The organism is Bacillus hominis (assembly GCF_030348325.1).
Lineage (GTDB): Bacteria > Bacillota > Bacilli > Bacillales > Bacillaceae_G > Bacillus_A > Bacillus_A hominis.
The window spans coordinates 3,548,410-3,574,516 of the sequence record NZ_JAUCFS010000005.1; the positions used below are offsets into that span (position 1 = coordinate 3,548,410).

General features: G+C 36.0%; 29 protein-coding genes. 7 read left to right on the forward strand and 22 right to left on the reverse strand.

Features of this window, described 5'->3' with window-relative positions; all coding sequences use genetic code 11:
• Window positions 1–22 precede the first annotated feature (22 nt).
• Entirely contained in the window at window positions 23–496 is a 474-nt protein-coding gene (locus QUF93_RS20785; protein WP_002121924.1) for an N-acetyltransferase, read from the forward strand.
• A gap of 34 nt (window positions 497–530) precedes the next feature.
• On the opposite strand, the gene QUF93_RS20790 is transcribed toward QUF93_RS20785, so the two are convergent.
• From QUF93_RS20790 to QUF93_RS20800, 3 genes are all read right to left on the reverse strand, one after another.
• Window positions 531–1,037: an RsfA family transcriptional regulator gene (locus QUF93_RS20790; protein ID WP_002121925.1), complete on the reverse strand. Its 507-nt coding sequence runs from the start codon at window positions 1,035–1,037 to the stop codon at window positions 531–533.
• A gap of 129 nt (window positions 1,038–1,166) precedes the next feature.
• Entirely contained in the window at window positions 1,167–1,340 is a 174-nt protein-coding gene (rpmF, locus tag QUF93_RS20795) for a 50S ribosomal protein L32 (RefSeq protein ID WP_001984764.1), read from the reverse strand.
• Between the two features lie 61 nt (window positions 1,341–1,401).
• On the reverse strand, window positions 1,402–1,902 hold the full coding sequence (locus QUF93_RS20800) for a YceD family protein (protein ID WP_002121927.1): 501 nt from the start codon (window positions 1,900–1,902) through the stop codon (window positions 1,402–1,404).
• Between the two features lie 153 nt (window positions 1,903–2,055).
• Here QUF93_RS20800 and QUF93_RS20805 point away from each other — a divergent pair, with 153 nt between their 5' ends.
• On the forward strand, window positions 2,056–3,297 hold the full coding sequence (locus QUF93_RS20805; protein WP_289361005.1) for a nucleotidyltransferase: 1,242 nt from the start codon (window positions 2,056–2,058) through the stop codon (window positions 3,295–3,297).
• A gap of 25 nt (window positions 3,298–3,322) precedes the next feature.
• Here the strand turns inward: QUF93_RS20805 and QUF93_RS20810 are convergent, their stop codons facing one another.
• Window positions 3,323–4,348: a SepM family pheromone-processing serine protease gene (locus QUF93_RS20810; protein ID WP_002121931.1), complete on the reverse strand. Its 1,026-nt coding sequence runs from the start codon at window positions 4,346–4,348 to the stop codon at window positions 3,323–3,325.
• Window positions 4,341–5,132: a patatin-like phospholipase family protein gene (locus tag QUF93_RS20815; RefSeq protein ID WP_098778504.1), complete on the reverse strand. Its 792-nt coding sequence runs from the start codon at window positions 5,130–5,132 to the stop codon at window positions 4,341–4,343. The genes QUF93_RS20810 and QUF93_RS20815 overlap by 8 nt, the downstream gene beginning before the upstream one ends.
• Window positions 5,133–5,244: 112 nt before the next feature.
• Between QUF93_RS20815 and ylbJ the strand changes: the two genes are divergently transcribed.
• On the forward strand, window positions 5,245–6,474 hold the full coding sequence (ylbJ, locus tag QUF93_RS20820; protein ID WP_289360063.1) for a dipicolinic acid transporter SpoVV: 1,230 nt from the start codon (window positions 5,245–5,247) through the stop codon (window positions 6,472–6,474).
• On the opposite strand, the gene coaD is transcribed toward ylbJ, so the two are convergent.
• Window positions 6,466–6,957, reverse strand: coding sequence for a pantetheine-phosphate adenylyltransferase (coaD, locus tag QUF93_RS20825; protein WP_002121935.1), 492 nt, complete (start codon window positions 6,955–6,957; stop codon window positions 6,466–6,468). The genes ylbJ and coaD overlap by 9 nt on opposite strands.
• Window positions 6,954–7,520: a 16S rRNA (guanine(966)-N(2))-methyltransferase RsmD gene (rsmD, locus tag QUF93_RS20830; protein WP_289360064.1), complete on the reverse strand. Its 567-nt coding sequence runs from the start codon at window positions 7,518–7,520 to the stop codon at window positions 6,954–6,956. Before rsmD ends, coaD begins: the two co-directional genes overlap by 4 nt.
• A 515-nt stretch (window positions 7,521–8,035) precedes the next feature.
• On the opposite strand from rsmD, the gene QUF93_RS20835 reads away from it, so the two are divergent.
• Entirely contained in the window at window positions 8,036–8,425 is a 390-nt protein-coding gene (locus tag QUF93_RS20835; protein ID WP_002014762.1) for a DUF7147 family protein, read from the forward strand.
• Window positions 8,426–8,479: 54 nt separating this feature from the next.
• Here the strand turns inward: QUF93_RS20835 and QUF93_RS20840 are convergent, their stop codons facing one another.
• The 6 genes from QUF93_RS20840 to QUF93_RS20865 form a co-directional block, all read right to left on the reverse strand.
• Window positions 8,480–8,746: a YlbG family protein gene (locus QUF93_RS20840; RefSeq protein ID WP_002088292.1), complete on the reverse strand. Its 267-nt coding sequence runs from the start codon at window positions 8,744–8,746 to the stop codon at window positions 8,480–8,482.
• 127 nt (window positions 8,747–8,873) lie between these two features.
• Entirely contained in the window at window positions 8,874–9,326 is a 453-nt protein-coding gene (locus QUF93_RS20845) for a YlbF/YmcA family competence regulator (RefSeq protein ID WP_128281152.1), read from the reverse strand.
• 115 nt (window positions 9,327–9,441) lie between these two features.
• Complete coding sequence (locus QUF93_RS20850) at window positions 9,442–10,014, reverse strand: histidine phosphatase family protein (protein WP_070144654.1); 573 nt, start codon at window positions 10,012–10,014, stop codon at window positions 9,442–9,444.
• Between the two features lie 77 nt (window positions 10,015–10,091).
• Window positions 10,092–10,337, reverse strand: a complete 246-nt coding sequence (locus QUF93_RS20855; RefSeq protein WP_002121947.1) for a YlbE-like family protein — start codon at window positions 10,335–10,337, stop codon at window positions 10,092–10,094.
• Window positions 10,338–10,348: 11 nt separating this feature from the next.
• Window positions 10,349–10,786, reverse strand: a complete 438-nt coding sequence (locus QUF93_RS20860) for a YlbD family protein (RefSeq protein ID WP_002121950.1) — start codon at window positions 10,784–10,786, stop codon at window positions 10,349–10,351.
• A gap of 228 nt (window positions 10,787–11,014) precedes the next feature.
• Window positions 11,015–12,049, reverse strand: coding sequence for a CAP domain-containing protein (locus tag QUF93_RS20865; RefSeq protein WP_002121953.1), 1,035 nt, complete (start codon window positions 12,047–12,049; stop codon window positions 11,015–11,017).
• A 208-nt stretch (window positions 12,050–12,257) separates the two neighbouring features.
• Between QUF93_RS20865 and QUF93_RS20870 the strand changes: the two genes are divergently transcribed.
• On the forward strand, window positions 12,258–12,623 hold the full coding sequence (locus QUF93_RS20870; protein ID WP_289360066.1) for a YugN family protein: 366 nt from the start codon (window positions 12,258–12,260) through the stop codon (window positions 12,621–12,623).
• 36 nt (window positions 12,624–12,659) lie between these two features.
• Here QUF93_RS20870 and ctaG read toward each other — a convergent pair whose 3' ends face one another.
• From ctaG to ctaB, 6 genes are all read right to left on the reverse strand, one after another.
• A complete protein-coding gene (gene ctaG / locus QUF93_RS20875) occupies window positions 12,660–13,565 on the reverse strand; it encodes a cytochrome c oxidase assembly factor CtaG (protein ID WP_002121958.1) in 906 nt (301 codons plus the stop codon).
• Between the two features lie 81 nt (window positions 13,566–13,646).
• The gene (gene ctaF, locus QUF93_RS20880; RefSeq protein ID WP_289360067.1) at window positions 13,647–13,979 is read right to left on the reverse strand and encodes a cytochrome c oxidase subunit IVB; all 333 of its coding nucleotides are present in this window, start codon (window positions 13,977–13,979) and stop codon (window positions 13,647–13,649) included.
• 3 nt (window positions 13,980–13,982) lie between these two features.
• Complete coding sequence (ctaE, locus tag QUF93_RS20885) at window positions 13,983–14,606, reverse strand: cytochrome c oxidase subunit III (protein ID WP_289360068.1); 624 nt, start codon at window positions 14,604–14,606, stop codon at window positions 13,983–13,985.
• Window positions 14,606–16,441 (reverse strand): cytochrome c oxidase subunit I, encoded by a 1,836-nt coding sequence (ctaD, locus tag QUF93_RS20890; protein WP_289361006.1) that lies wholly within the window; start codon window positions 16,439–16,441, stop codon window positions 14,606–14,608. Before ctaD ends, ctaE begins: the two co-directional genes overlap by 1 nt.
• Window positions 16,442–16,501: 60 nt before the next feature.
• Window positions 16,502–17,551: a cytochrome c oxidase subunit II gene (gene coxB, locus QUF93_RS20895; protein ID WP_002088304.1), complete on the reverse strand. Its 1,050-nt coding sequence runs from the start codon at window positions 17,549–17,551 to the stop codon at window positions 16,502–16,504.
• Between the two features lie 93 nt (window positions 17,552–17,644).
• On the reverse strand, window positions 17,645–18,568 hold the full coding sequence (gene ctaB, locus QUF93_RS20900) for a protoheme IX farnesyltransferase (protein ID WP_002146014.1): 924 nt from the start codon (window positions 18,566–18,568) through the stop codon (window positions 17,645–17,647).
• Window positions 18,569–19,065: 497 nt separating this feature from the next.
• On the opposite strand from ctaB, the gene ctaA reads away from it, so the two are divergent.
• Window positions 19,066–20,007: a heme A synthase gene (gene ctaA, locus QUF93_RS20905; protein WP_289360069.1), complete on the forward strand. Its 942-nt coding sequence runs from the start codon at window positions 19,066–19,068 to the stop codon at window positions 20,005–20,007.
• Window positions 20,008–20,088: 81 nt separating this feature from the next.
• On the opposite strand, the gene pyc is transcribed toward ctaA, so the two are convergent.
• From pyc to QUF93_RS20920, 3 genes are all read right to left on the reverse strand, one after another.
• Entirely contained in the window at window positions 20,089–23,535 is a 3,447-nt protein-coding gene (pyc, locus tag QUF93_RS20910) for a pyruvate carboxylase (RefSeq protein ID WP_289360071.1), read from the reverse strand.
• 332 nt (window positions 23,536–23,867) lie between these two features.
• Window positions 23,868–25,046 (reverse strand): putative lipid II flippase FtsW, encoded by a 1,179-nt coding sequence (gene ftsW / locus QUF93_RS20915; RefSeq protein WP_289360072.1) that lies wholly within the window; start codon window positions 25,044–25,046, stop codon window positions 23,868–23,870.
• Window positions 25,047–25,171: 125 nt separating this feature from the next.
• Window positions 25,172–25,459, reverse strand: a complete 288-nt coding sequence (locus QUF93_RS20920; protein ID WP_000135698.1) for an Fpa/YlaN family protein — start codon at window positions 25,457–25,459, stop codon at window positions 25,172–25,174.
• A 150-nt stretch (window positions 25,460–25,609) separates the two neighbouring features.
• Here QUF93_RS20920 and QUF93_RS20925 point away from each other — a divergent pair, with 150 nt between their 5' ends.
• A complete protein-coding gene (locus QUF93_RS20925) occupies window positions 25,610–26,107 on the forward strand; it encodes a peptidyl-prolyl cis-trans isomerase (RefSeq protein WP_144503936.1) in 498 nt (165 codons plus the stop codon).

Below are 26,107 nucleotides of genomic sequence, written 5' to 3' on the forward strand. Positions count from 1 at the left end.
GATAAGAAAAGGATGTGATGTAATGGGATTCCCAAAAGTTGAACGCTTGCTCATCAATTATAAAACATTAGATGAATTTAAAAAATTTAAAGGGTGCGGAGCTCAAGAACTATCCATGTTGGAAGAATTACAAGCAAACATTATTGAAAATGATAGTGAGTCTCCATTCTACGGTATTTATTATGGAGGATCGCTAATCGCACGTATGAGCCTATATATGAAAAGGAACGGTGGAGAACCATTTGAAATTACTGGTACTTACCTAGAACTTTATAAACTTGAAGTGTTGCCGACTTTTCAAAAACAAGGATTCGGACAAATGCTTGTTAATTATGCAAAACAACTACAATTCCCAATTAAAACGATAGCACGTATCCAGTCAGCTGGTTTTTGGGATAAATTAAGTTTCCAGCCAGTATCAGTAACTAATGGCGATTTTTATATTTGGCACCCAGAAACAAATTTGAATGCGATTACAAACGAAGAATCTGCATAAAAAATAAAAAAAACAGCTGTTACGCAGCTGTTTTTTATTTCTTTAATTTCTCTAATTCCCCATTCGAACGAGCACCATTTCTTTCTGCTACCATTACACTTCTTTTTTGATCGATATAATCCAGTAATGTTCTATATTCTTCCTCATATACTGATAATCGCTCCAAAAGACATTCTTTCTCTGTTTGTAACGATTCAATTTGTTGTTGCAACACCATTAAAGAGCTTTCATCTTTATAATTTCGCAAGAATTCAATAACATCATTCAACGTAATAGATTTTGGCTCTAATACCTTTGTCTCTTTCACTTCATAATTTTCTACCTTACGAAGTTGCTTTGCTTCTTCAATACGTTCTTTATACTGCTTTCTAACGTAAGAATTCCACCTAAATCCACAAGCTGCAGGTGTACGAGACAAATGCCTCCCCACTTCTTTAAAAGCGGAAAGTTGCGTTCCACCTTCACGAATATGCCGGAGTACTACTTCTGCCAGAAGCAAATCTTCATCATCAGTCCAAGCATCTTGTCTTGTTGTCGCCATCTCTCTAGTCCTCCCTATGCATTTTTTATTAAGCATATGCAGTTACTAGAAAAGATAGAATACAACAAATAAAGAATAAGGCAAAAAAAAATAAACGTAGAAGATATCTTCTACGTTTATTTTTCGCAATTACTTGCTGATTACTTCTTTACCTTTGTAAGTACCGCATGCTTTACATACACGGTGAGCTAATTTCGCTTCACCACAGCTTGGGCACTCTACCATACCAGGTACTGATAATTTGAAATGCGTACGACGCTTTCTTTTTACTGTTTTAGAAGTTCTTCTAAAAGGTACAGCCATTCTTCCCACCTCCTTAAAAGAAATAGTTATTTTCATATGAAGGCCTAAACCAGTCTTCCGATTATTTGTCAAAAAACTTTGCAAGTCCTGCCAATCTTGGATCAACAGGCTTTTCTTTGTTTTCTTCCGAAATCACTTGCCAGTCTTGACCTTGCATCGGTGCTCCACCAGAAACATCATCACTGAAAATTTGCATTGGAATCTCCAAAAGTATATTTTCCTTGATTACGGGCAGTAAGTCAAGTACTTCTCCTTCTAAACAATGAATTTCAGCTTCTGTTTCAAATTCTTCTTCTGAAGTTTGGAACACCTCAGTTGTTTTAATGTCAAATGGTAATGTCACATCTACTAAAGAGCGAGAACATGGTAAAACCATGCTTCCAGTTATATGTAGATGAAACGTAAACTTACCGGAGCCAAAATCAACTCTTCCTGTTACATGAACAGGATTAATTTCACGAATATCTTTCTCGACCTCTTTTAGCTCACTTACATCTACCATTTCATTTAATGTCAATCCTTTATTTCTCAATTTATTCAATTGATGGATGGACCATTTCATATCATATCACCTCAAGGCAACAAACAAAATTATAGCTAGCCATTTTATATTTGTCAATGTTTTTTCTTTACACTATAATGAAGTCATCATAGGAAATAATATATAGATTATCACGTTTTCCAAAAAGATGCTACATCGAAAGGAGAGATTACCATAAAATCCAGTGGTATTGTTGTTGAATATAACCCTTTTCATAACGGTCATGCTTATCATGTGCAACAAACAAAAAAGTTAACACAGTCTGATATTATTATCGCCGTTATGAGTGGTCCTTTTTTGCAGCGTGGTGAGCCCGCACTCATCTCCAAATGGTATCGTACTAAAATGGCCTTAACAAACGGCGTAGACCTTGTTGTAGAGCTTCCTTATGCATTCGCAACACAAAAGGCCGAAACTTTCGCAAATGGCGCAATTTCGATTTTAAACGCCCTTGGTGTTTCTGAAATTTGTTTCGGTAGTGAAGATGGACAAACTGAAAATTTCTACAATACCATCGCTATACAAAAAAATGAAGAAGAGACTTTTAATCGTCTTGTGAAGCAATTTATGAATGCAGGTAATAGTTATGCAAAAGCTACATCTGAAGCCTTTCTACACATCTTACCAGCCGAAAAAAACGTAGATATGTCACAACCAAATAACATTTTAGGCTTACAGTACATTAAGGCAATTCTCTTACAAAATAGTTCCATGCAAGCACAAACTATAAAAAGATTCGCCTCTCATTATCATGATGAAACATTTCATGATCAACATATTGCAAGTGCAACAAGTATTCGCAAACAGCTATTTAATGAAAACAGTTCCTCTACAACTATTGAGCCTTTTATCCCGAAAATGACTGCTTCTCTTTTAGAAAACTACAAACAAAACTACGGGACGCTACATAACTGGGAAAAATACTTTTCATTTTTTAAATACAAACTTATGACGATGTCTTCAGAGGACTTACAACATATATATGAAATGGAAGAAGGTTTAGAGCATCGTATTTTATCAAAAATACAAAACAGTTCATCTTTCTATTCATTCATGGAAGCATTAAAAACAAAACGTTATACATGGACTAGATTACAAAGAGCTTGTACACATATTTTAACAAATACAACGAAGGAAGAAATATATAAAGCAAATATAGAGCAACACGCGCCGTATATCCGTCTTCTCGGAATGTCACAAAAGGGACAAACTTATCTTTCTAAAAACAAGAAAAAAATAGAACTCCCAATCCTTACTCATACGAAAACATTCGAACATCCAACTTTAGACATGGAGCGAAAATCAAATGCTGTATATTTCTCCATAATGCAAGAACCTTTGCGGACACAACTGCTAAAACAAGACGCAACGCATCATCCAATTCGTTATGATGAAACAACTAAAAAATTCCTATAAAAAAACCTCTCTTTTTCAGAGAGGTTTACTTTGTTTTACCCATTTTTTCCAAATACGTTAATGCATCATCCAGTGTGTCCACCGGTACAATTTTCATCTTTGTTTTAATATCTTCCGCAGCTTCAAGAGCATCTTTATAATTCGATTTCTCTACACCTTTTTCATTTGGCGCAAAAAACACTTCAGCTCCTGCATCACTAGCAGCTACTACTTTTTGCTGAATACCACCAATTGGACCAATTTCTCCTTTATCATTGATTGTACCTGTTCCAGCTATTTCATGTCCGTTTGTTAAATCTTCTTCAACGAGCTGATTATAAATTTCTAGTGTAAACATTAACCCTGCTGATGGCCCTCCTATTTCATGGGAATCAATTTTCACTTTAGGATCTACTACTAACTCTCTTTCCGTAACGATAGAGACCCCTATACCGACGCGTCCATTCCCATTAGGGATTGTCTTTACATTTAAATTTTCTTTAAACTGTTTTCCGCCCCGCTTATATTCAATATTTACTGTATCCCCTTCTTTTTTCCCTGTCATATACTCAATAAATTGTTCCGTCTTGTCGAATGTTTTTCCATCGACAGCTACTATAACATCTCCAAGCTTAAGCTTTCCTTCTGACGGCATGCCCTTTGCTACACCAGCCACTAGTACACCTTTATTTTCAAAAGAAACAGAGCGATTTGCACGTTTATATGCATTATAAATTGCAGCGTTTTGTGAATCTTTCATTGCATAATTTTGGCGAAATTGATATTCTTCATCACTCTCACCTTTTTGCAATATTTCTTCCGCCTTCGAAACGTGTGTATATTTATTAAATTGCGCAGCAATTAAGTTCACCACATTGGCAGGTCCCATTGAGACAGTGACAAGCATGAAATCACCAGACTCTTTCGTTCCACCATCTACTTGGACGTATGGCGCTAATTTCGCCGCCATACCTGGTTTTGTCACATAATACGGCAAACGCACATAAACAAGTAGCATTGCCAATATAACCCCTATTAAAATTGCATATATAAACCGAAAACGCTTAAACATTATGTTTCTCCTTCCACTGCTCAATTAGTAAATAAATGTTTGAAATGTGTTTTTCTGCTTCCACTTCTCCGACCCGAATGATGTCTTCAATATGTGTAAAAGCACGCGAACTAAATTGTTCTACTGCTGGCCGCATCATTAAATCTGATGCTATTTGCCGATTCATCACAAGTTCATGCTGCATGATTTCAATACTTTGCATAATCACATCATAAATCGATGTAACCTCTCCATTCACCTTAATTGGAGATACATCAACAGCAATAACAATATCAGCCCCTAAATCTTTTACAACCGATACAGGAATACGGTCAATTACCCCTCCATCCACTAATAAGCGGCCATCTATTTTCTCTGGAACAAACACCCCTGGCACAGATATACTAGCTCGAACCGCCTCCGCAATCGGACCGCTTGTAAAAACAACTTTTTCCCCCTTCAAAATGTCAGTAGCCACAACAGCAGTCGGGATATCTAACTCTTCTAAATTTTTATTATATGTAAACATTTTAATCATATCTTTAATACGTTTTCCAGCAATAAATCCCATTTTAGGAACTGTAAAATCCAAATAATATTTCCTTTTAAAAACAGCTGCCAATTTATACAGTCTTTCAACGTTACAACTCGCTGCATAAAATGTACCAATTAGCGCTCCTATACTACTACCTGCTACCATATGAATAGGGATACCAGCTTCCCTTAACACTTTTATTACCCCTATGTGAGCAAAACCTTTTGCACCTCCGGATCCAAGTGCTAAACCAATTTTTGGTTCCTTCATTTTTCTCACCCTTTAATTTTTTTCATTCCTTTTTCATACTTATGGTCTAAATTCACCACATATCCACGTATACTGAAATGAACGTTTTTGGGACAAAGGGGGATTTTCTTACATGTACGAAAAATGGAAAACTGCTTTTCTTACCATATCAATGTTGTTTTTAACCTTTTCTCTTGTACTTCACCCCCAAGATGCTTTGCAAGCTTCAATTCGCGGGTTAAATATATGGTGGGAAGTTGTATTCCCTTCACTACTACCGTTTTTCATCATTGCGGAACTTCTAATCAGTATTGGTGTTGTAAAATTTATCGGTGTTATATTAGAACCACTAATGCGTCCACTGTTTCGTGTTCCAGGGGTAGGTGGGTTTGTTTGGGCAATGGGAATGGCTTCAGGATTCCCCGCTGGCGCCAAATTAAGCGCTAGACTACGCAGGAGCAATCAACTAACACAAATTGAAGCGGAACGACTCGTATCTTTCACAAATTCTTCTAATCCACTTTTTATTTTTGGAGCGGTTTCTATTGGTTTTTTCAATAATCCGAAATTAGGGCTCGTATTAGCAGCAGCACATTATATAAGTAACTTTATCGTCGGATTACTTATGCGCTTTTACGGTAATAACGATACTTACATAAAAGACAAACATACGAATCAAAAGCGTGCCTTTCAAAACCCTTTTTCCATACTCCACCAAACACGTATGCAAGAAAAAAGACCAATCGGAAAACTACTCGGTGACGCTATCGTTTCTTCTATTCAAACATTGCTCATGATTGGTGGGTTTATTATTTTATTCTCTGTTTTAAATAAAATGATTACTGTTTTCGAAATTACAGAAGCGCTTTCTTTTATTATGCAACATATTTTATCATTCTTCCAACTTACATCCCAATTTAGTATTCCGATATTATCCGGTGTTTTTGAAATGACGCTTGGAAGCCAAATGATTAGTCAAATTAATGAAACAACACTTCTTCAACAAGCGATGGTAACAAGCTTCATTTTAGCATTTAGCGGCCTTTCTATTCAGGCACAAGTAGCAAGCATATTAGCGGAGACAGATATCCGCTTTAAGCCATATTTTTTAGCTCGAATTATTCAAAGTATTCTCGCTCCTATTTTCACTTTTATATTTTGGGGACCATTTTATGAAAAAGTTCATTCTTTCTCGCCTACGCAAGAAGATCTTCCCGTATTTTTATTGAATCATTCTTACACACTAACTGATATTTGGACATCATTTATACACTACGGACCAATCTTCACCTTATTTTGTTTATATTTATATGTTATCTTATTGTTTTTACGCATTTATAAAGAAAAACCCCGTTCACTTTAACGGGGTTTGAAACTTTTCTTTTAAAGCACGCTCTACCATCGGAGGAACAAGGTCTACTACACTTCCCCCATATCTCGCAACTTCTTTTACAATACTTGAACTTAAAAATGAATATTGATTATTTGTCATAATAAAGAAGGTTTCGATATTTTCGTCTAATTTTCGATTCATTGAAGTAATTTGCATCTCATATTCAAAATCAGAAACCGCTCGCAAACCACGTAATATTGCATTTGCATTACGCATTTTTGCATATTCCACCAATAATCCACTATGTGAATCAACTTTTACATTCGGAATATCCTTTGTCGCCTCTCGAATTAACTCTAGGCGTTCTTCTACCGAAAAGAATGGTTTTTTTGATGAATTGTTTAAAACAACTACATATACTTCATCAAATACTTTTGCTCCCCTTTTAATAATATCCAAATGTCCAAGGGTAATTGGATCAAAACTCCCTGAAGAAATAGCTATACTTGTCATTCTGTCCCCTCACCTTCATACTTATAAATCGAAATTGCTGTAATCCCATAGTTTTCTGCCCGTACTTTTACAAGTTCTCCTATAGAATCAGGTAAAACTACGTCATCCCCATGCTCTGCCATAATGATTCCATCTTTATTTAACAATCCATGTTGATCCATCACACTAATTAAAGACACAATTTTTTGACCTTTATATGGAGGGTCTATTAGTATAAGATCGAATGATATTTCACGCTTTATAAGCGCCTTTATCGCACGTTCCGCATCATTTCGGTACACTTCGGCTTGTTCTTGTATTCTACAGCTTTCTAAATTTTGATGAATGATTTTTATCGCTTTACTATCTCGGTCAACAAAAATCGCTTTATCAATCCCTCTACTTATGGCCTCAATTCCAAGACCACCACTACCACCAAATAAATCAAGAGCGATACCACCATCATAATAAGGACCTATCATATTAAAAATAGATTCTTTCACTTTATCTGTCGTTGGACGTGTTGTATTACCAGGTACCGCTTTAAGTGGGTGCCCTTTACATTTTCCTGAAACTACTCTCATCTGTTGTCACTACCTTTATTTCAATCTATCGAGCGATTACAGTAAATCCATCTCAAGTCGGTAACCGCTACCAAACCATACAATTCTTCACTAATTCGTTACTTAACCTATAGAGAACTTTAGTTAAAATAACCGTTCGCTCTTTCTCGCATATTCATCTCACTATTTGCGAACAAAAACCCTTTATGTACATCAGTTCCACTTTACCTTTTTTATCCTATCATAAAATAAAAAAAAGAAAAATAAAAAGCCTAACATAAATTTTAATTTCATTATGTATATCTTCATTTAGATTGGACATAAATAAATATAACAACATCACATTCGATGTTGTTGCCAACCGCGGAGAAGACTTACGTTTCCCCATAAGTTCTTCCTCCGGTTTCTCCTCTCCCTTTGCCTTCTTACTAGTACATACTAGTATTAGAAGGGCCCTGCTTTGCAGGGTTTTTTTATTTGTCTACTTTTCATTTAAAAAGTGAGGTGGTACAGTAAAAGAAAGAGGAGGAAAAAATATGATTCAACGCTTTATAGAACTCGGAGAAGGCTACTCTGACTTATATGAATTACTTGAAATTGCCAAAACAAACCAAGAACGTGTAACACATATGTTACAATTCGAAACTGTAAAAAACGAAAAAAAAGTGTGTTCACTTGTTGTAATACTAAAACCGACAACTACTGGTGATTTCCAACCATTATACATATGTCGTGAAGGCATTCCTGTACTTGAAAATAAAAAAAGTAAACGTGTCGTTTTATTTGAAGAAATGGCGGAACAAATAGGGAAAAAAGTTACTCCCTTTACTGTAAAACCATCAACAACTTTTCCTGAAAAAGAACTATTTTTTAATCATCTAATTGGTATTTTACGAATGAACAATTTCATTCCTCCAATGAAATAACACGTTATTTCAAGTAAAAAATCCCCAGCTAAATTTAGCTGGGGATTTTTTTACTTAGCTATAATCGTATTCTTTTGCCCGATCAGGACGCGAATTTTCGAATTCCGTTTTTAAAAATGGGCGATACGACTGTTCTACTTTTTTTACAAAAGGAAGCTTATTCAATTTTTGCATCATATGCTCAATTTGTTCCATATCACAATAAACAACGGCATATTTCAATCGTTTTGATATGTAATGAATGTTACCATATTTCCTTAAAATCTTGGCATGTTTCAATGAATGTAAATAAACAATCATACTTTGTCGTTGCCCGAACATAATCTTCTCCATCTTCTCCTTTTAAAAACTTATATTCTTATATTTTATGAAAACCAATCAAAAATTTATGACATTAAAGGACAAACTCTGTATACGTTTTCTTCTATATTCTAAAAAACAGGGTAAATTACCCTGTTTTTTTACAACCACAACCGCCTCCGGTACCACAACCACCGCCACAGCCACCCGCATCAAAAAACGGATTTCCTGTTGGAACTTTAACGGAAGAAGACACCTCAGAACCAATTGCTACACTAACTTCATCTAATAACTTTTGTAAAGTAGTTTCTGCTCTTTTAAAGGCTGCAACCTTATCATGCATATCTACAGAACGCTTTAATTCCCTCATTTTCGTCGAAACGAAAGTATAATCAGGATGATATTTACCAAAACGTTGCACTTCTTCATATCGCTCTTTCATCGCTGTAAATTGCTGAATTAGCGTCTGGACTTCTATATCTTCTTGTAAATCCTTATAATACTTACGATAATCTTCTGCTATATCTGAACAGATAATCGCTTTTGCAAGCTGCTCTGCCTTATCTAAAATCAATACGCTTTCCAGCGTCGCTACAATCATGAGAGACACCTCCGAGTATTCATCATAACACATTTGGAACAGAACTACTAATTGAAGTGTCTCACCTAAAAGAAAGATATGATTCTAACTACTTTTCATACAATCCCTTGCACTCTTATACACTAATATGCTCCGCAATATTATATTTAAGAACATCCCATTTCCCGCTATTCTCTTTCACGTAGCTAATACATGCGTTTTTTAACGGCGTTTTAAATGTAATTTCATCTGGTGCAATTGCGTGTAAAATAGCTTTTATTGCATGTGAATGCGCAACAATGATAATACGTTTATCTCCATGTGCTGCTGCAACCTCTTGTAAAGCCGTAAAACAGCGCTCTACAATTTCTTCATCCTGCTCCATTCCTTCTACATTACCTTCTGTAATTAACTCTCTAACGGCCGCAACTGGTTTCCCAGAAGCTTCCCCAAAATTACGTTCCATAAATCGCTCATCTAATAAAATAGATGGTAATCCAATAGCCCCAGCAATTTCCTTAGCTGTTTCTTGCGCTCTAATTAACGGGCTACTTATAATTATATCCCACGATTCCGCTTGCAAAGCAGCTGCACTTTGACTCGCTTGCTTCTTCCCAACTTCGTTGAGTGGAATATCTTCGCGCCCTTGAATAATCTCTTGAAAGTTCCAATCAGTTTGTCCATGTCGTACTAAACAAATTTCCGTCATGCTGCAACTCCTTTTTTAAATAATCCGATTCTATTGTAACAAAAGTTTTGCACAACGGACATAGTTTTCCCTTCCAATTACGTCGTATTTTGCTGCTTCATATACTGGAACATATCAATCATAATTGAAGCAACCGCCAATTGATTTTGAAATTTTTCCACTTTATCTGGTATCGTTTTTTTGAAATGCTGCATGGCAGCTAACTCAAAAGCTTCTTTTTCTTCTGGGTTACGCGTCAATTTCCGGTACCAGTATGGCTGTTCCCGAATATAGCGAGCTAAATCCTCATCAGCTTTTATAAACTCCATAATTTCCGCTCTCATCCTCTTTCCCCCTAATCCTTTTGAAAGAAAAAAGGATTATTTTCAGAAGTACTTTGTTCTTGCTGCGTGCGATTTCCTTGAAACTGTTGAATAACTTGTTGCACACTCCCAATAGCACTCGTTACATTAGCTAAATGATGCTGCATTTGTTCCACATCCAACTTTTTAAAGAAAGAAAGCATTTGTCCCATCACATCAGCAGTTTTTTCCTCTTCAGTTCGATTATCTTTTTCTTCTTTATTTTCTTTTACCGAAGAAAAAGCAGGTGCTCCATCAGGTCTATACGCTGTCCATATTTGATCTTCTTCACCGAGTAAGTACCATTCTTCATAAAATTGCTGCCAAGTTTTTTGACCACTTCTAACCTCATGAACCATTTTAGGGTGATGGTTTACAAACTCTTTAAACTGTTGAACCGATGGATGTAACGGCCCTTTTGTTGTTGGCATAATCCTCACCTCTTCATGTATATCTACTATATTGTAAGAAAAAAAAGGCACATGGTTCGCCTATTTTCAGACGATTCATGCACCTTTTTATCTCCCTATTTGTGGACATAAGCCCCGCCTAACTTCTACGAATACGCGAAGTTAGGCGGGAGTCTTACTGCCCGTTAAAGCCCGATTGATGAAGGCTAATAATCAGCGAGGGATGCCCCCACTGATTAAAGTTTCATTTTATTTTCGGATAAAGTTTTGAGTATAAAATTTATCATATACCCCAACACCTAATCCAGTAAATTGTTCGTTTAATAAATTCTTTCTGTGACCCTCACTATTTAACCAACCTTGTACCGCCGCAATTCCATCACTATGTTGCGCCGCTATATTCTCACCAGCAAGTTGAAAAGCCACTTGCCCACGTTGCAAACGATCTCCTAACGTACCAAAAGCAGGTGAATCGTGCGAAAAATAATTATTATCCTTCATATCTTTACTATGGCCAAATGCAACATCTGCAGTTTGTTGGTCCCATGTTAACAACGGTAATTGATGACGACTTCGAATAATATTTGTTAAATCGAGAATTTGTTGCATATTCCCATTTTCTACTTGCTTCATTTTTTCTGGCGTCAGCGGCTGTTCCGCTATTAATTCACCCGAATAAACAAGTTGATATGGTCTTTGTCGTAATAACGTTTCATCATCCATATACCGAAGACCAACAAGCTCATGTGTAAAGTGATCAAAATATAATTGTGCCCATCCATCTTCTACAGGTACTAGCGGTTGTTCCATTACTTCCGTATCAGATAACTCAAATTGATAACTATTCTTTCCTCTTTTTAATGAAATCTCATGTGAAAGTGGATTCTTTTTATATACCTCTTCATACTTTTCATTTATATAATAGGGAGCCACCTTAACTTGCTCACCAGCAACATACGCCGTTACAACTTTACGTTCAGCAACTCCAAATTGAACATACTGAGCTAAATCTTGATTATACACCCACCATTCATATCCATAAGCAGACGGCTCTATTCGAGACGGTTCGCCCCACTTCGCTAATAAATTCTCAGAGTCCCCACCAATCATATTTAAAACAGTGTCTGTGGATTCTTCATTTACTTGCTTCTTCTTTTTCACAATTTTATTTTCTTGCTTAGAGTGAGATGGGGTTAATATATATTGTGACACGAGTAACTTCCCGTATAAATCAACAGCTAAAATTAAAAATGTAATCATTACGATACGCAATAATTTCTTCAAACGATATACCTCCTGAACAAAGCATAAAATCGAGATATACACAAATCCTTTTCTTTCCTTTTTTTGTGTGTACCGTACTCTTTTCACTATATCATATTTTCACGAAAAAAGTCTGGATTATCCCTTTTCTCGCAATAGGAATTGCACTTTCTTATTATTCATACTATTATAAAAATAATGAAATAACATTAAAAGAAGGAGGTATTCTATGCAATTTACAAATACAAACTTTAATGATGCAGTCGTTGATTTAACTCTTTTAACTACGATTATGGAAAACAATCATTTCGTACTTGCTGGACAATGGGATTACGAACGCGTTACATATGATTATAAATTTGAAATATTAAAGGATGTTTATTATTTACGTGTACAAGGATTTGCTGTTGAAGGTGACATTGGTGGCAGACACGCTCAAGTAAAACTATTGCCACCCTTATTAGGAAAACATTATTATCCTCATGGTGTTGAATATGGAGATGATGAGATTTTCCCAACGAATGTACTTCAAAAAAGCGAACAACTCCTACAAAATATTGAAAAAGAGTTAAAAGAATTTCAAATTATTGAATAACAAAAAAACTAGCGCATTAACACGATGCGCTAGTTTTTATTTCGTCTGCAAATAAGGAGGTAACTCTTGCAGCTGCTCTTTATCCTTTTCGCGCTCTCTACGTGCCCATTTAAAGAATACATAACCGATAATCGTACCGTACACTATTTCCTGGACAATTTTCATAATGATACCACCTGTTTGCTGGTCTTGTACTACCGGCATCCAATGTAAAAATTCTGGTCCAGTTATATTTAAATCTGATAAAGTACCCGCCGGTACACAGAGTTCCATTGCCTTCATCCAAGCGGCCGGATCTGTATATGTTGCAAATAATGGTGCAGTTGCAAAAATTATTAACGCACAAGCTGGCGTTAATAAAATACCATTAGCAAACATGTAACCAAGCTTCTTAATATCACTTAAAGTTTGATATTCTGGCAGCGGATTTAACATCGGCCACCACATCATCATTGCTGCAAAAAACAATATAGCAAGGCAAATAGGATGCGCTATTTGACTTTGTTTTACTGCATCAAAAACAATTGGCAAATGATAAAAGGAAAACAGGCCATTAAATACAAACAACGCAATAAGCGGCTTAGCAAAAAACTTTATCACAATTTGAACGAACTTAAAAGAAGTAATATAACGATATAACCAAACAGGTATACCAAGCAGTAATAACGGAGGCACCGCAATATACATTACTGCCATCTCAAACATATGTGCACTAAATATAATATGACCAATTAAATCAATAGGTCCTCCCTTTACAAAATACAAAAGAACAATTCCGGTCGTAAAATAAAAAATTTGCTTCTTACTTACCTTCGTCGCATTTTCAAATCGCGTTCTATATGGTCCAATAATTAAAAAATAACTAATAAGAATCGAGATCATAAATAATAAAAAAATCGGACTCCATAAAGCTTGAAAACCAAATACCCATAAGTTTTCCATTTCCACACCTACCTTTTCAAAATTCTTATATTTCATATAAAAAGAGGGCTATGATAAATCAGAGCCCCCTACTATCACTGTTTAAATCCACACAATTGTCATAAAGGCTAATATTGTTAATAAACCAATTAACAATCCAGAGTACAAGAAGAAACTCGCCGCTTCATGTCCTTTATGGCTCATATGCATGAAATAATATAACTGAAATATAACTTGAACAACTGCTAACAATAAAATAAATGGAACCGAAAAAATCGGGCTAAATGTCTTCGGATATGCTACCGCTGCAAATGCAACAAATGTCAAAAAAATCATTAGTGCAAACGTAATAACTTGGTGCTTCATTTCCTCCGCACTTTTTCTTTTCCGATAAACAAGATCAACCTTAGGATTATTCGTTTGCTTAATTGCCATTGTTTATCCCACCATTCCCATCAAATATACTACAGTGAAAATAAACACCCAAACTACGTCAATAAAGTGCCAATAAATTGACGCAACGTAAAACTTTGGTGCATTGTATAAATTTAAGCCCCGCTTTGCATTTCTAAAGATTAATGTCAAAATCCAACACAATCCAAACAATACGTGGAGCCCATGCGTACCAACAAGAGCATAAAATGCAGAACCAAATGCACTACTTCTCATAGTATGTTTGAATTCATGTGTATAATGATAAAACTCATATATTTCAAATCCCAAAAATCCTAAGCCAAGCAACACTGTTATAAGTAACCAAAGTTGCATTTTCTTAAAGTTGAAATTTTTCATATGATACATTGCATATACACTCGTTAAACTACTTGTTAACAAAAGCATCGTCATAATGAAAACGAGCGGCATTTGAAACATATCTTGAGATGTTGGTCCACCATTTGTAGAGTTTTTCAGCGCTAAATATGTGCCAAATAAGGAAGCGAACAACACCGTTTCGCCCCCAAGAAATAACCAAAAACCGACAAACTTATTTTTCCCCTCAAGGGTTGCTTTTTCAGGCTCTGCTGGAAATGTTTCATTCGTTAATTTTTCATCTACATGCATTATGCCTTGCCCCCCTTATCTTCTAAATCTTCCTTATGAATATGATATCCATGATCATCGATTACTGAGCGAAGGAACATTGCACCAAATGTAATGATTAAACCGATAATTGCTACTAATAACCAAAATTTATCTTTGCCGCCCTGCATATACATCGCACCGAAAGCGGCTATAAATAGACCTAGAGAAATGATAAATGGTGAAAATGAAGCATTCGGCATATGAATATCACCGACTGGTTCCGCCGCTGTCATCTCTTTATTACCCTCACGTTTTTCAATCCAAAATGGATCTAATCCACGAACAAATGGTAATTGTTTGAAATTGTATTCCGGTGTAGGCGCTGGCATTGTCCACTCTAATGTACGCGCATCCCATGGATCACGACCAGCTTTTTCTTTTGATACTGTTGTTTTTATAACATTGAACAAAAGAACAATTGTTCCAAGAGCCATGAAAACTGCTCCAATTGAACTAACCATATTTCCAACCTCTAATCCTTGCCCCTCTAAATATGTGTAATAACGACGAGGCATACCGATTAAACCAAGGAAATGTTGGATAAAGAACGTTAAATGAAAACCGATAAAGAATAACCAAAACGTTATTTTCCCTAACGTTTCATTTAATACTTTATTGAACATAAGTGGCCAATAATAATGCGCACCTGCAAGTAAACCAAATACAACACCACCGACAATTACATAATGGAAGTGTGCTACTACGAAATAATTATCATGAAATTGATAATCGGCTGGTGCCGACGCAAGCATAACTCCAGTAACTCCACCCATAACGAATGATGGAATAAAAGCTACTGCCCACATCATAGGTGTTGTAAACCGAATACTTCCGCCCCACATTGTAAAGAGCCAGTTAAATATTTTAATACCTGTCGGAACTGCAATCGCCATTGTTGCAACTGAGAAGATAGCATTTGCAACAGGTCCAAGACCAACAGTAAACATATGATGCGCCCATACCATAAATCCTAAAAACCCTATTAATACTGTCGCGAACACCATCGAAGAATAACCGAATAATCGTTTTTTCGAAAATGTGGCGAAGATTTCTGAGAATATTCCGAAAGCTGGGAGTATAAGAATGTATACTTCAGGATGACCGAAGATCCAGAATAAATGCTCCCATATAATCGTGTTCCCACCTAGTGCCGGATTAAAGAAACTTGTGCCAAATAAACGATCTAACATTAAAAGTCCTAATCCTACAGTTAATGGTGGAAATGCAAATAAAATAAGTGAAGATGTTACAAATGTTGTCCATGTAAACATTGGCATGCGCATGTACGTCATCCCTGGCGCGCGCATATTAATAATTGTAACAAGGAAGTTAATACCTCCAATTAATGTACCAATACCTGATATTTGCAAGCCGAGTACATAAAAATCAACACCATGTCCTTTAGAGGCTAAAGCTAAAGATGCATAAGATGTCCACCCCGCATCAGGCGCTCCCCCTAAAAACCAACTTAAATTTAAAAATACTCCACCAAAGAAAAATAACCAAAATCCGAGCGAATTCAAAAACGGGAACGCCACATCACGTGCTCCAATTTGAAGTGGTACAGCGGCGTTCATAAATGCAAACACGAGTGGCATAGCTGCGAGGAAAATCATTGTTGTACCGTGCATCGTTAATACTTGATTATAAGCATCCCCAACAAGAAAAGCATTGTTAGGAATCGCTAACTGCAGGCGAATAAATAGTGCTTCTATTCCACCTATTATAAAAAACAATCCACCTGCAATTAAATAGAGAATGGCAATCTTTTTATGGTCTACTGTCGTTAAATAATCCCATATGACAGCACCCATCCCCTGTTTTTTTGCTACAGAACTCACGTTTTCAACCTCCCCTTCGCAAATGATCCCTCTTTACTTTTCAATCTTTAACGTTTGTAAATATGCATTTAATGCATTAATTTGATCATCCGTTAAGTTGCCATATTTACCAGTCATTTTATTACCTGGTTTCATATTTTCAGGATCTTTGAGCCATTTTTTTAAGTTCTCTTCATTATTTTCGGCAATACCAGCAACCATATCGCGATCTGCAAAGTTTGCTAAGTTCGGTGCGATACGAGCAGAAGGTGGTCTACTATCATTTGATCCAACTGCATGACAACCAATACAGCTTTTATTAAATATTTCTTGACCTTCTTGCGCCTTTGTAGAAGCTACTTCTTTTTTCCCATCAATCTTCTTCATATCAGCAAGCCACTTTTTGTACTCGCTTTCATCCAGAGCTTTCACTTTGAACTGCATTAAAGAATGTGATGGGCCACAAAATTCTGTACAAAAACCATTATAAGTGCCCGATTTATCTGCCTTTAACCACATTTTGTTTACATTATCTGTATTTGTATCCATTTTCCCAGCTAAAGATGGAACCCAAAACGAATGTTTAATATCGGCACCCTTCAAATTCAAATACACTTTCTTACCTGTGGGGATAACTAAATCTTGAGAAGTTACTATTTTTTCTGATTTATAAGAAAATTCCCACCAATAAAGATTCGCTGTTACATCAACAACGATAGTATCTTTATCAATATTCTTTTTCTCCATCGCACTTACATCAGCAAGCTTGAATGTATATGTAACAGTCGGAACAGCCAAGATTAACAAAAGAATAATCGGAATAACTGTCCATATAATTTCTAGTTTGTGATTTCCTTCAACTTGCTCTGGAATATAATCTTCCTCACCTTTTTTTTGTCGGAAACGCACAATTACATATAAGAAAATAATAGTAACTACAAGTACTACTCCTACCATGATTGCACTCGCTAGCAAGAGCAAATCATATTGCATTTTTGCTACTTCCCCTTGCGGAATTAAAGTAGACTGAAAAGCTTTACCGCATCCCCCTAACAGTAAAGCCAGCAGTGAAACGAACGAAAGCAGTCGCCACTGTTTCTTCATACAAACAACCCCCACTTTCTTTGTGAATTAGATTGTACTTTATAGTTAAGTAAAGTAAATCTCAACGTAAAGAAATCCAATCATGTCGTTGTCTTAGAAGAATGTAACTACAATCATTGACACAAATAAGATTGTTAAGTAATTCAGGGAATAAACAAACATTTTCACGGACCATTTGATGTCATCTTGCTTACGGAAGCCATAAAACCCTAATGCGATCCATCCGATGTTAAGCAATGTTGCAATTACCATGAATGTTATTCCAAGCCCACTCATATAAAATGGTAGTGGTAATAAACATACTGTCCAAATCATAATCTGACGTTTCGTAATATCAAATCCCTGTACAACAGGAAGCATTGGGATTCCTGCATTTCGATATTCATCAACACGCTTCATCGCTAATGCGAGGAAATGTGGGATTTGCCAAATAAACATAATTAAAAATAACATCCAAGCAATTGGATGGCTTAAAGAAGGATCAATTGCCGCCCATCCAATTAAAGGTGGAACTGCTCCTGATATACTACCTACAACAGTATTTAACGTATATTTTCTCTTCGTCCATAACGTATATAAAACAACATATGTGAAGGCACCAATAAATGAGATTAACACTGCCATCGGTGTAGTAAGTAATAAAAATGCAAAGCCAAGAAGTAAAATTACAAGTCCAAATGCAAGTGCAAAGCCAGGTTTATATTTACCTGTTACCGTTGGACGGTTTTTTGTTCTTTCCATTAATGGATCGATATCTCGGTCAATGTAGTTATTTAAACAACATACCCCAGCCATAATTAATGCAGAACCAACGATTGTGAAAAATAACTTATCTAGATTGTCCATAACACTCAATCCATTAAAATGTAAAGCCAACCAAAATCCTGTAAATACAGTAAGTGTATTTGAGTTTACAATCCCCATTTTAACGAGCGCTGATAAATCTTGTAACCGAGTTGTTTCCGGTACACTTGAAACAGCTGACTCATCATGCAGCTCACTTGTTGCATGGTTCATCACTTTAACCCCCTCTTAAACCTATCATCTTTCTAAGCATATATTTCATGTGAAATATATCGCTTCTATATAGCAATATTATTACAGTAGAAATATTGTTAACCCATTCTACTACTAATCTACGCCCATACTCCAATATATTAAATCATATTTCCCGAACAATTTGTGAAGAAAACATGAACTTTTTGTGTCAAACATTAAAAAACTTTATTCTAATTTATCCTTATCATACCATGATGTTATCTTCTATAATAAACTATTTTGTCATATTTAGCATATATTCTACCCATTTCTTTTCAAAACAGACTAAATTCCACCTAAAATATGTATTTAAAATTCCATTTTTTTCTTTATACTACGTACGTTGTCCTCGCCCTTCATTTCTTTGCTATTTTATTATTTTTTATATATCATAGGACTGTAGCACGTTTTATTCTATACATAATGGAATGAAAATATTTCGAAATAACTTCATAGCAGAAAGATGGTGAAAGAGATTGCAACGCTTTATTAAATGGTTAGCAGTCATTACAAGTCTCGATTTATTAGTAGTTTTACTAGGAGGCGCTTTAGTTACAAAAACGGGTTCAGGCCAAGGGTGCGGCAAATCATGGCCTCTTTGTAACGGTGAATTTGTTCCATCTAATTTATCAATGGAAACCATTATTGAGCTAAGTCACCGCTTAACATCTGGATCAGCAGGAATCCTTGTTACTCTTCTTTGTATCTTGTCCTGGAAATATTATAAACATGTGCGCGAAACAAAGACGTTAGCAATTTTATCCTTCGTATTTTTAGTTGCACAAGCATTAATGGGGGCGGCGGCGGTTGTTTGGGGTCAAATGCCTGCTGTATTAGCTATTCATTTTGGTATTTCCTTAATTTCATTTGCTTCTGTCATCTTGTTAACGTGTCTTATTTTTGAAATTGATCAGAAATTTGATGCACGTTCACTTATTATGGACAAAAAAATGAAATTTCATATTTATGGTGTAACAATTTACAGTTATATCGTTGTCTACACAGGAGCTTTAGTACGTCACGAACGCGCTACCTTAGCCTGTCCAGACTTCCCTTTATGCAGTAAAAACAGACCTATGCCAACTCAACTACATGAGTGGGTCCAAATGGGGCATAGAGTTGCAGCTATGTTAATATTCGTTTGGATACTATACGCGATGTTTATAGCTATTCGTCATTACAAGCAGCAGCGTGTAGTATACTGGGGATGGATTATTTCATTTATCCTTGTTACACTTCAAGCTATAGTAGGGATTTTAGTCGTATTTACAAATGCTAGTTTAGCAATGGCATTATTACATTCACTCTTCATTTCTTGCCTGTTTGCTGTACTATGCTATTTAGTTATGATAGGTACAAGAAGTACAGTCAATGCAAAAGAAGCTGAATCAACTTCTAAGCAAAATAAAATAAAGTAAAACTTTAATACCTTGCCAATTCGGCAAGGTATTATTTACACACAAAAAAGAGCTGCTTTCGCACAGCTCTTTTTCTTTATTTTAATGATCTAATTCAATGAGTAAATCTCCCGTTTGAATTGCATCCCCATCATTTACATATACTTTTTTCACTTTACCATTAAATGGCGCTTGAACCGTCGTTTCCATTTTCATCGCTTCTGTAATTGCCATGGAATCACCTTTTTTCACTTCATCGCCTTCTTTTACAACTACTTTAATAACAGTTCCCGGCATCGTTGCGCTAATATGATTTGGATTTTCACGATTCCCCTTCACACGCTGTGCAACAGTTGCTTTCACACTTTCATCTTTCACTACGATTTCACGCGGTTGTCCATTAAACTCCAAGTAAAGCACACGATTTCCATCTGGCTGTGGCTCCCCAATGGAAACTAGTTTAACCATCAATGTTTTACCTTGTTCGATTTCTACATCAATTTCTTCACCAAGTCTCATTCCATAGAAGAAAGTAGGTGTATCAAGCACAGATACATTTCCATAAAGTCCAACAACTTTTTCGTAGTCCATAAACACTTTTGGATACAATGCATATGCGACTACATCAAAAATTGTTACTTCGCGTCCAAGTTTGTGGAATAACTCTTCTTTTAAAGCGTCAAAATCTACTGGCTCTAATAATTCACCTGGTCTTACTGTCAAAGGCTCTTTCCCTTTTAAAATAATATTTTGTAATTCTTTCGGGAAACCACCATATGGTTGACCTAAATCTCCAGAGAACATTTCAACAACAGATCCTGGGAAGTCCATAGCATGTCCACGTTCTAAAATATCTTGCTCTGTCAGATGATTTTGAACCATAAATAATGCCATATCACCGACAACTTTAGATGATGGTGTTACTTTTACAATATCTCCAAACATATCATTAACACGGCGATACATCACTTTAACTTCATCAAAGCGATCTCCTAAGCCAACCGCTTTCGCTTGTTGTTGAAGATTACTATACTGTCCGCCTGGCATTTCGTGCATATATACCTCTGTATGAGGAGCGTTCATACCACTTTCAAATGGAGCATAGTATTTTCGTACATCTTCCCAATAATGAGATAGTTTTTCTAATGAATCTATATTAACATCTGGCTGTCTTTCGTTTCCACCTAACGCATAGTATAGTGTGTTCGCACTTGGCTGTGACGTTTGACCAGCCATAGAACTCACCGCTACATCGACAATATCAACACCTGCTTCAATTGCCTTCGTATACGTTAAAATACCATTTCCGCTCGTATCATGTGTATGCAGGTGAATTGGAATCGAAACCGTCTCTTTTAGTGCTGAAACTAAATCATATGCTGCGTTTGGCTTTAATAAGCCCGCCATATCTTTAATTCCTAAAATATGAGCTCCTGATGCTTCCAACTCTTTTGCTAAATTTTTATAATAATTTAAATCATATTTACTACGTAACGGATCATGAATGTCTCCTGTGTAACACATTGTCGCTTCTGCAATTTTACCAGTATCTCGTACAGCATCAATTGCAACTCTCATACCTTCTACCCAGTTTAAGCTATCAAAAATACGGAACACATCAATTCCAGCTTGCGCGGAACATTCCACAAATTTTTGAATTAAATTATCTGGATAGTTTTTGTATCCAACTGCGTTTGAAGAACGAAGTAACATTTGGAATAAAACATTCGGCATTTTTTCACGAAGATCTAGTAATCGTTCCCACGGATCTTCTTTTAAGAAGCGATACGCAACATCAAACGTTGCACCGCCCCACATTTCAGCTGAGAATAGGTTTGGTAACATTCTCGCTGTTGGCTCTGCAATTTGATGTAAATCTTTTGTACGAATACGAGTTGCAAGTAATGACTGATGAGCATCACGGAATGTTGTATCCGTTAAAAGTACACGGTTTTGATCTTGTACCCACTTTACTAACCCATCCGCTCCACGCTCATCCAAAATTTGTTTCGTGCCATTTTGGATTGGTTCTGAATGCTTCACATCCGGTATACGAGCATCTGGGAAAATTGGTTTCTCTTTTTTCCCTACTCCTGGGAAGCCATTTACTGTTACTGAACCAATATAATTTAACATTTTTGTTCCGCGGTCTTTACGTTTCGGGAAAAAGAATAGTTCAGGTGACACATCAATAAACGAAGTATCATATTCTCCTGATAAAAAGTTTTTATGTTTTACTACATTCTCTAGGAATGGAATATTTGTTTTAATACCACGAATACGGAATTCTTTTAAGTTACGTTCCATTTTTGCAGCAGCTTGTTCAAAAGTAAGCGCCCATGTTGTAACTTTTACAAGTAAAGAATCATAGTAAGGTGTAATAACTGCACCTTGGAAGCTATTACCTGTATCAAGACGTACACCAAAACCACCACCTGATCGGTACGCCATTATTTTCCCTGTATCCGGCATGAAATTATTTAGTGGATCCTCCGTCGTTACACGCGATTGTATTGCAAATCCATGCACAACCACTTCCTCTTGCTTAGGAACACCTACCATTTTACTATGTAATGCATGTCCATCAGCTATTAAAATTTGCGATTGAACGATATCTACTCCTGTAATCATCTCTGTAATCGTATGTTCAACTTGAACACGTGGGTTTACTTCAATGAAGTAAAACTCATCACCTTTTACAAGGAATTCTACCGTTCCTGCATTTAAATAGTTTACATTTTTCGTTAACTTAACAGCAGCATCACAAATACGTTGACGCAAATCGTCTGAAAGCGACACGCTTGGTGCGATTTCGACTACTTTTTGATGGCGTCGTTGTACAGAGCAATCACGCTCATATAAATGTACAACATTACCTTCTTCATCTGCTAAAATTTGTACTTCTATATGTTTAGGTTTTTCAACGAATTTTTCAACGTACACTTCATCATTACCAAAGGCTGCTTTTGCTTCTGATTTCGCGCGATTATACGATTCTCTTAATTCTTCACTAGCACGTACAATACGCATACCGCGACCGCCGCCACCAAGAGACGCTTTAATAATAATCGGGTAATCATACTTTTCAGCAAATTCCGCGACTTCTTCTAGTGAATTTACTGGACCATCACTACCAGGAATAACTGGAATTTGTGCTAGCTGCGCTTGTGTTCTTGCTTTAACTTTATCTCCAAACATGTCTAAATGCTTACTTTTTGGACCGATAAAGATAATCCCTTCTTCTTCACAACGTTTTGCAAATTGAATATTTTCTGACAAGAAACCATATCCAGGGTGGATTGCATCTACATGATTACTTTTCGCAATCTCAATAATGCCTTCAATATCTAAATAAGCATCAATTGGCTTTTTCCCTTCCCCAACTAAATAGGACTCATCGGCTTTATAGCGATGATAAGAACCGCTATCCTCTTTAGAATAGATCGCAACTGTGTTTAATCCAAGTTCTGAACATGCTCGGAACACACGAATTGCTATCTCTCCACGGTTAGCTACCAATACTTTTTGAATACGTTGCAGCTTTGTCATGATTTTCCCCCTCTATTTTCCTACCACTCTAGAGATAAAATACATACACACTCTAAAGAGCGTGAAGTTCTTCACTTTCTACATTATATTATACTTAGAAAGCTTCACTTTATTTTTATCCATCATACCTTATTTTTCAACAAATGATAAGTTTTCTGATCAATTTGTTTCACAAAAATAGTATAGCATACCTCTTCCTTTTCTAACAACATTATTGTATATCACATTTATTTAAATGTAATATACTTTTTATTTTAAAAGAATCAATATTATATCACATTTAAAACCTAACAAAATAAAAAACACATTGAACTCTAGAGCTCAATGTGTTTTTATTTTACAACAACAAGATGCGGTCCACCCTGTTCTATTTCGTTAGTCAATTCGTTTTGTTGTTTCTCTTGTCGTTTTACATAACTAGCAACATTTAACAGTATACCCATTGCAAGTAGATTAGCTAATAAGGAACTCCCACCGTAACTAACAAACGGTAACGGTACCCCTGTAAGCGGTATTAACCCAGACATACCACCGACATTAATAAAAGTTTGAACTCCAAACAAACTTGCAATTCCGATGGCTATTAAACTTCCAAATGGATCTTTACACTTTTGTGCAACTCTAAATGCCCGAATAATAATAAGTAGTAAACAGATTAAAATGATAGCTACGCCTATAAATCCGAGCTCTTCAGATATAATTGCCATAATAAAATCTGTTTGCGGTTCTGGTAAGTATCCATATTTTTGCACACTGTTCCCTAACCCTCGACCATTTAGCCCTCCTGAAGCAATTCCAATAAAAGAATTTATTAATTGGAATCCATCATTTTGAGGATCGTTAAATGGATCAAGAAAAACTGAAAAACGTGCCTTTTGATACGGGCTTAATGCATAATTCCCGAGAAAATATAGTGCCGGAATCCACACTATAGAAGTTAAAACAATTCGTTTAATCCATAAGTTAATCCGGACTCCCGAACAAAGAAACATAATTCCTACCGTTCCCGCAATTAACAAATCGGTACCTAAGTCATTTTGAAGTAAAATTAATCCCATCGCTCCACCGACAACAGCTAGAGGAGGAATTATCCCTTGTACAAAAGCTGTTTGCGTTTCTTGTTTCTTAGCAAAAAAGTTTGCTAACGTAATAATAACCGTTACTTTCACAAACTCAGCTGGTTGTATACCTAATATCCATCCTTTTGCGCCATTTACATCCTTACCGAAAATCAAGGCTGCTAATAATAGACCAATACTCCCTATTCCCATTGCGATCAAAACTATTCGCTTTCTCCACAACTTATAAGGAATAGCAACGATAATCGCTAACATTATCGTTCCAATAGCTAAAGCAATTAATTGTTTTTTAAAAAAGTAATTTGCTGGCCAGTTATGCCTCGAAATCGCAACAATGGAACTAGAACTATATACCATTATAACTCCCAACACACATAAGATAATAAGAGGAAGTAATAATGAATAATCCATTGATTTCCATACTTTTTTCATTTCATTTCCTCTCTCTGTTTCAATTTAATTATTGTTGTATTCCATATGTACATTGATTCTTCCTGCTTTATTATACAAATAAAAAGCCCAAACTATTTCAGTTTGAGCCCCCCTATTTGAACCCGTTATTGTTGTTTGTTTGTAAATGCTTCATGAAGTGCAGATAACTCACGTTCGAGCTCTCCTAACATTGCTTTCCCTTGTTCTTCTGCAATAAGACCAAGGCGAACTGCAAAATCGACCTCGCGGGATAGTCCAAACATTTGTGTGTCTAACACTTCTTCATATAATGGACATTGCGGCATTGTAAGATTGTCCATTTGCACCTTAATAAGTCTTAAGATTTTCTCCGCATCCGCTTGTAGAAGGGCTAGTGCCTTTTCCTGATGATTTGATACTGTCTCAGACGCCAAATTGATTCCCTCCGTTTCCGTCCTACTCTCACCTATCTATTAATATTAGCGATAGTTTTAATAAATTGCAATAGAAACATTTTTTGTGACAACAGTGTCTAATACTATTATACTGAAAAGTGGGAGTATAACACAAATGGGGGAACAACAATGAGCGAAATTTTATTTATTAATGGAAAAGTACGTTTTCCAATCACTATTGATCCAACTGTTTGGATTTTTGATGATCGAAAAGTAGATTTGACAACTTACTTTGATGAAACTAGAGAAGAATCATCCGAATTAGAAACATACTTAAAACATACTTCAGAGCATTGGGATCGCGAAATCCGTGATGGCGCTGCCTTCCCACCAATACAACAAAGTGTAAAGAAATATAAAAAAGAACAGCTTATTAACGGGACATTTGGCATACCACTTCATCCATTTCTTAAAAATGCTGAAATTTTAGAAGATGCTACTCAAGTCGAAATTGAAACCACAGACAATTCAATTACACTTCCGTTAGAAACAGCCCATAAAGCAATTCTCGGTTTTTCAAAAGAAGGTAAACCATTACGAGAAGACGGGCCTGTTCATCTATATTTCCATGATGGCTCTAATAGACAAAATCCGATTCGTAACATCCGTAAATTTACAATCATTTAA

What these genes read in the sequence shown, in the direction of transcription:
- QUF93_RS20785 (WP_002121924.1), top strand. Translation starts at nt 23, where the DNA reads ATGGGATTCCCAAAAGTTGAACGCTTGCTCATCAATTATAAAACATTA.
- QUF93_RS20790 (WP_002121925.1), bottom strand. Translation starts at nt 1,037, where the DNA reads ATGGCGACAACAAGACAAGATGCTTGGACTGATGATGAAGATTTGCTT.
- rpmF (WP_001984764.1), bottom strand. Translation starts at nt 1,340, where the DNA reads ATGGCTGTACCTTTTAGAAGAACTTCTAAAACAGTAAAAAGAAAGCGT.
- QUF93_RS20800 (WP_002121927.1), bottom strand. Translation starts at nt 1,902, where the DNA reads ATGAAATGGTCCATCCATCAATTGAATAAATTGAGAAATAAAGGATTG.
- QUF93_RS20810 (WP_002121931.1), bottom strand. Translation starts at nt 4,348, where the DNA reads ATGTTTAAGCGTTTTCGGTTTATATATGCAATTTTAATAGGGGTTATA.
- QUF93_RS20815 (WP_098778504.1), bottom strand. Translation starts at nt 5,132, where the DNA reads ATGAAGGAACCAAAAATTGGTTTAGCACTTGGATCCGGAGGTGCAAAA.
- ylbJ (WP_289360063.1), top strand. Translation starts at nt 5,245, where the DNA reads ATGTACGAAAAATGGAAAACTGCTTTTCTTACCATATCAATGTTGTTT.
- coaD (WP_002121935.1), bottom strand. Translation starts at nt 6,957, where the DNA reads ATGACAAGTATAGCTATTTCTTCAGGGAGTTTTGATCCAATTACCCTT.
- rsmD (WP_289360064.1), bottom strand. Translation starts at nt 7,520, where the DNA reads ATGAGAGTAGTTTCAGGAAAATGTAAAGGGCACCCACTTAAAGCGGTA.
- QUF93_RS20835 (WP_002014762.1), top strand. Translation starts at nt 8,036, where the DNA reads ATGATTCAACGCTTTATAGAACTCGGAGAAGGCTACTCTGACTTATAT.
- QUF93_RS20840 (WP_002088292.1), bottom strand. Translation starts at nt 8,746, where the DNA reads ATGTTCGGGCAACGACAAAGTATGATTGTTTATTTACATTCATTGAAA.
- QUF93_RS20845 (WP_128281152.1), bottom strand. Translation starts at nt 9,326, where the DNA reads ATGATTGTAGCGACGCTGGAAAGCGTATTGATTTTAGATAAGGCAGAG.
- QUF93_RS20850 (WP_070144654.1), bottom strand. Translation starts at nt 10,014, where the DNA reads ATGACGGAAATTTGTTTAGTACGACATGGACAAACTGATTGGAACTTT.
- QUF93_RS20855 (WP_002121947.1), bottom strand. Translation starts at nt 10,337, where the DNA reads ATGAGAGCGGAAATTATGGAGTTTATAAAAGCTGATGAGGATTTAGCT.
- QUF93_RS20860 (WP_002121950.1), bottom strand. Translation starts at nt 10,786, where the DNA reads ATGCCAACAACAAAAGGGCCGTTACATCCATCGGTTCAACAGTTTAAA.
- QUF93_RS20870 (WP_289360066.1), top strand. Translation starts at nt 12,258, where the DNA reads ATGCAATTTACAAATACAAACTTTAATGATGCAGTCGTTGATTTAACT.
- ctaG (WP_002121958.1), bottom strand. Translation starts at nt 13,565, where the DNA reads ATGGAAAACTTATGGGTATTTGGTTTTCAAGCTTTATGGAGTCCGATT.
- ctaF (WP_289360067.1), bottom strand. Translation starts at nt 13,979, where the DNA reads ATGGCAATTAAGCAAACGAATAATCCTAAGGTTGATCTTGTTTATCGG.
- ctaE (WP_289360068.1), bottom strand. Translation starts at nt 14,606, where the DNA reads ATGCATGTAGATGAAAAATTAACGAATGAAACATTTCCAGCAGAGCCT.
- ctaD (WP_289361006.1), bottom strand. Translation starts at nt 16,441, where the DNA reads ATGGGTGCTGTCATATGGGATTATTTAACGACAGTAGACCATAAAAAG.
- coxB (WP_002088304.1), bottom strand. Translation starts at nt 17,551, where the DNA reads ATGAAGAAACAGTGGCGACTGCTTTCGTTCGTTTCACTGCTGGCTTTA.
- ctaB (WP_002146014.1), bottom strand. Translation starts at nt 18,568, where the DNA reads ATGAACCATGCAACAAGTGAGCTGCATGATGAGTCAGCTGTTTCAAGT.
- pyc (WP_289360071.1), bottom strand. Translation starts at nt 23,535, where the DNA reads ATGACAAAGCTGCAACGTATTCAAAAAGTATTGGTAGCTAACCGTGGA.
- ftsW (WP_289360072.1), bottom strand. Translation starts at nt 25,046, where the DNA reads ATGAAAAAAGTATGGAAATCAATGGATTATTCATTATTACTTCCTCTT.
- QUF93_RS20925 (WP_144503936.1), top strand. Translation starts at nt 25,610, where the DNA reads ATGAGCGAAATTTTATTTATTAATGGAAAAGTACGTTTTCCAATCACT.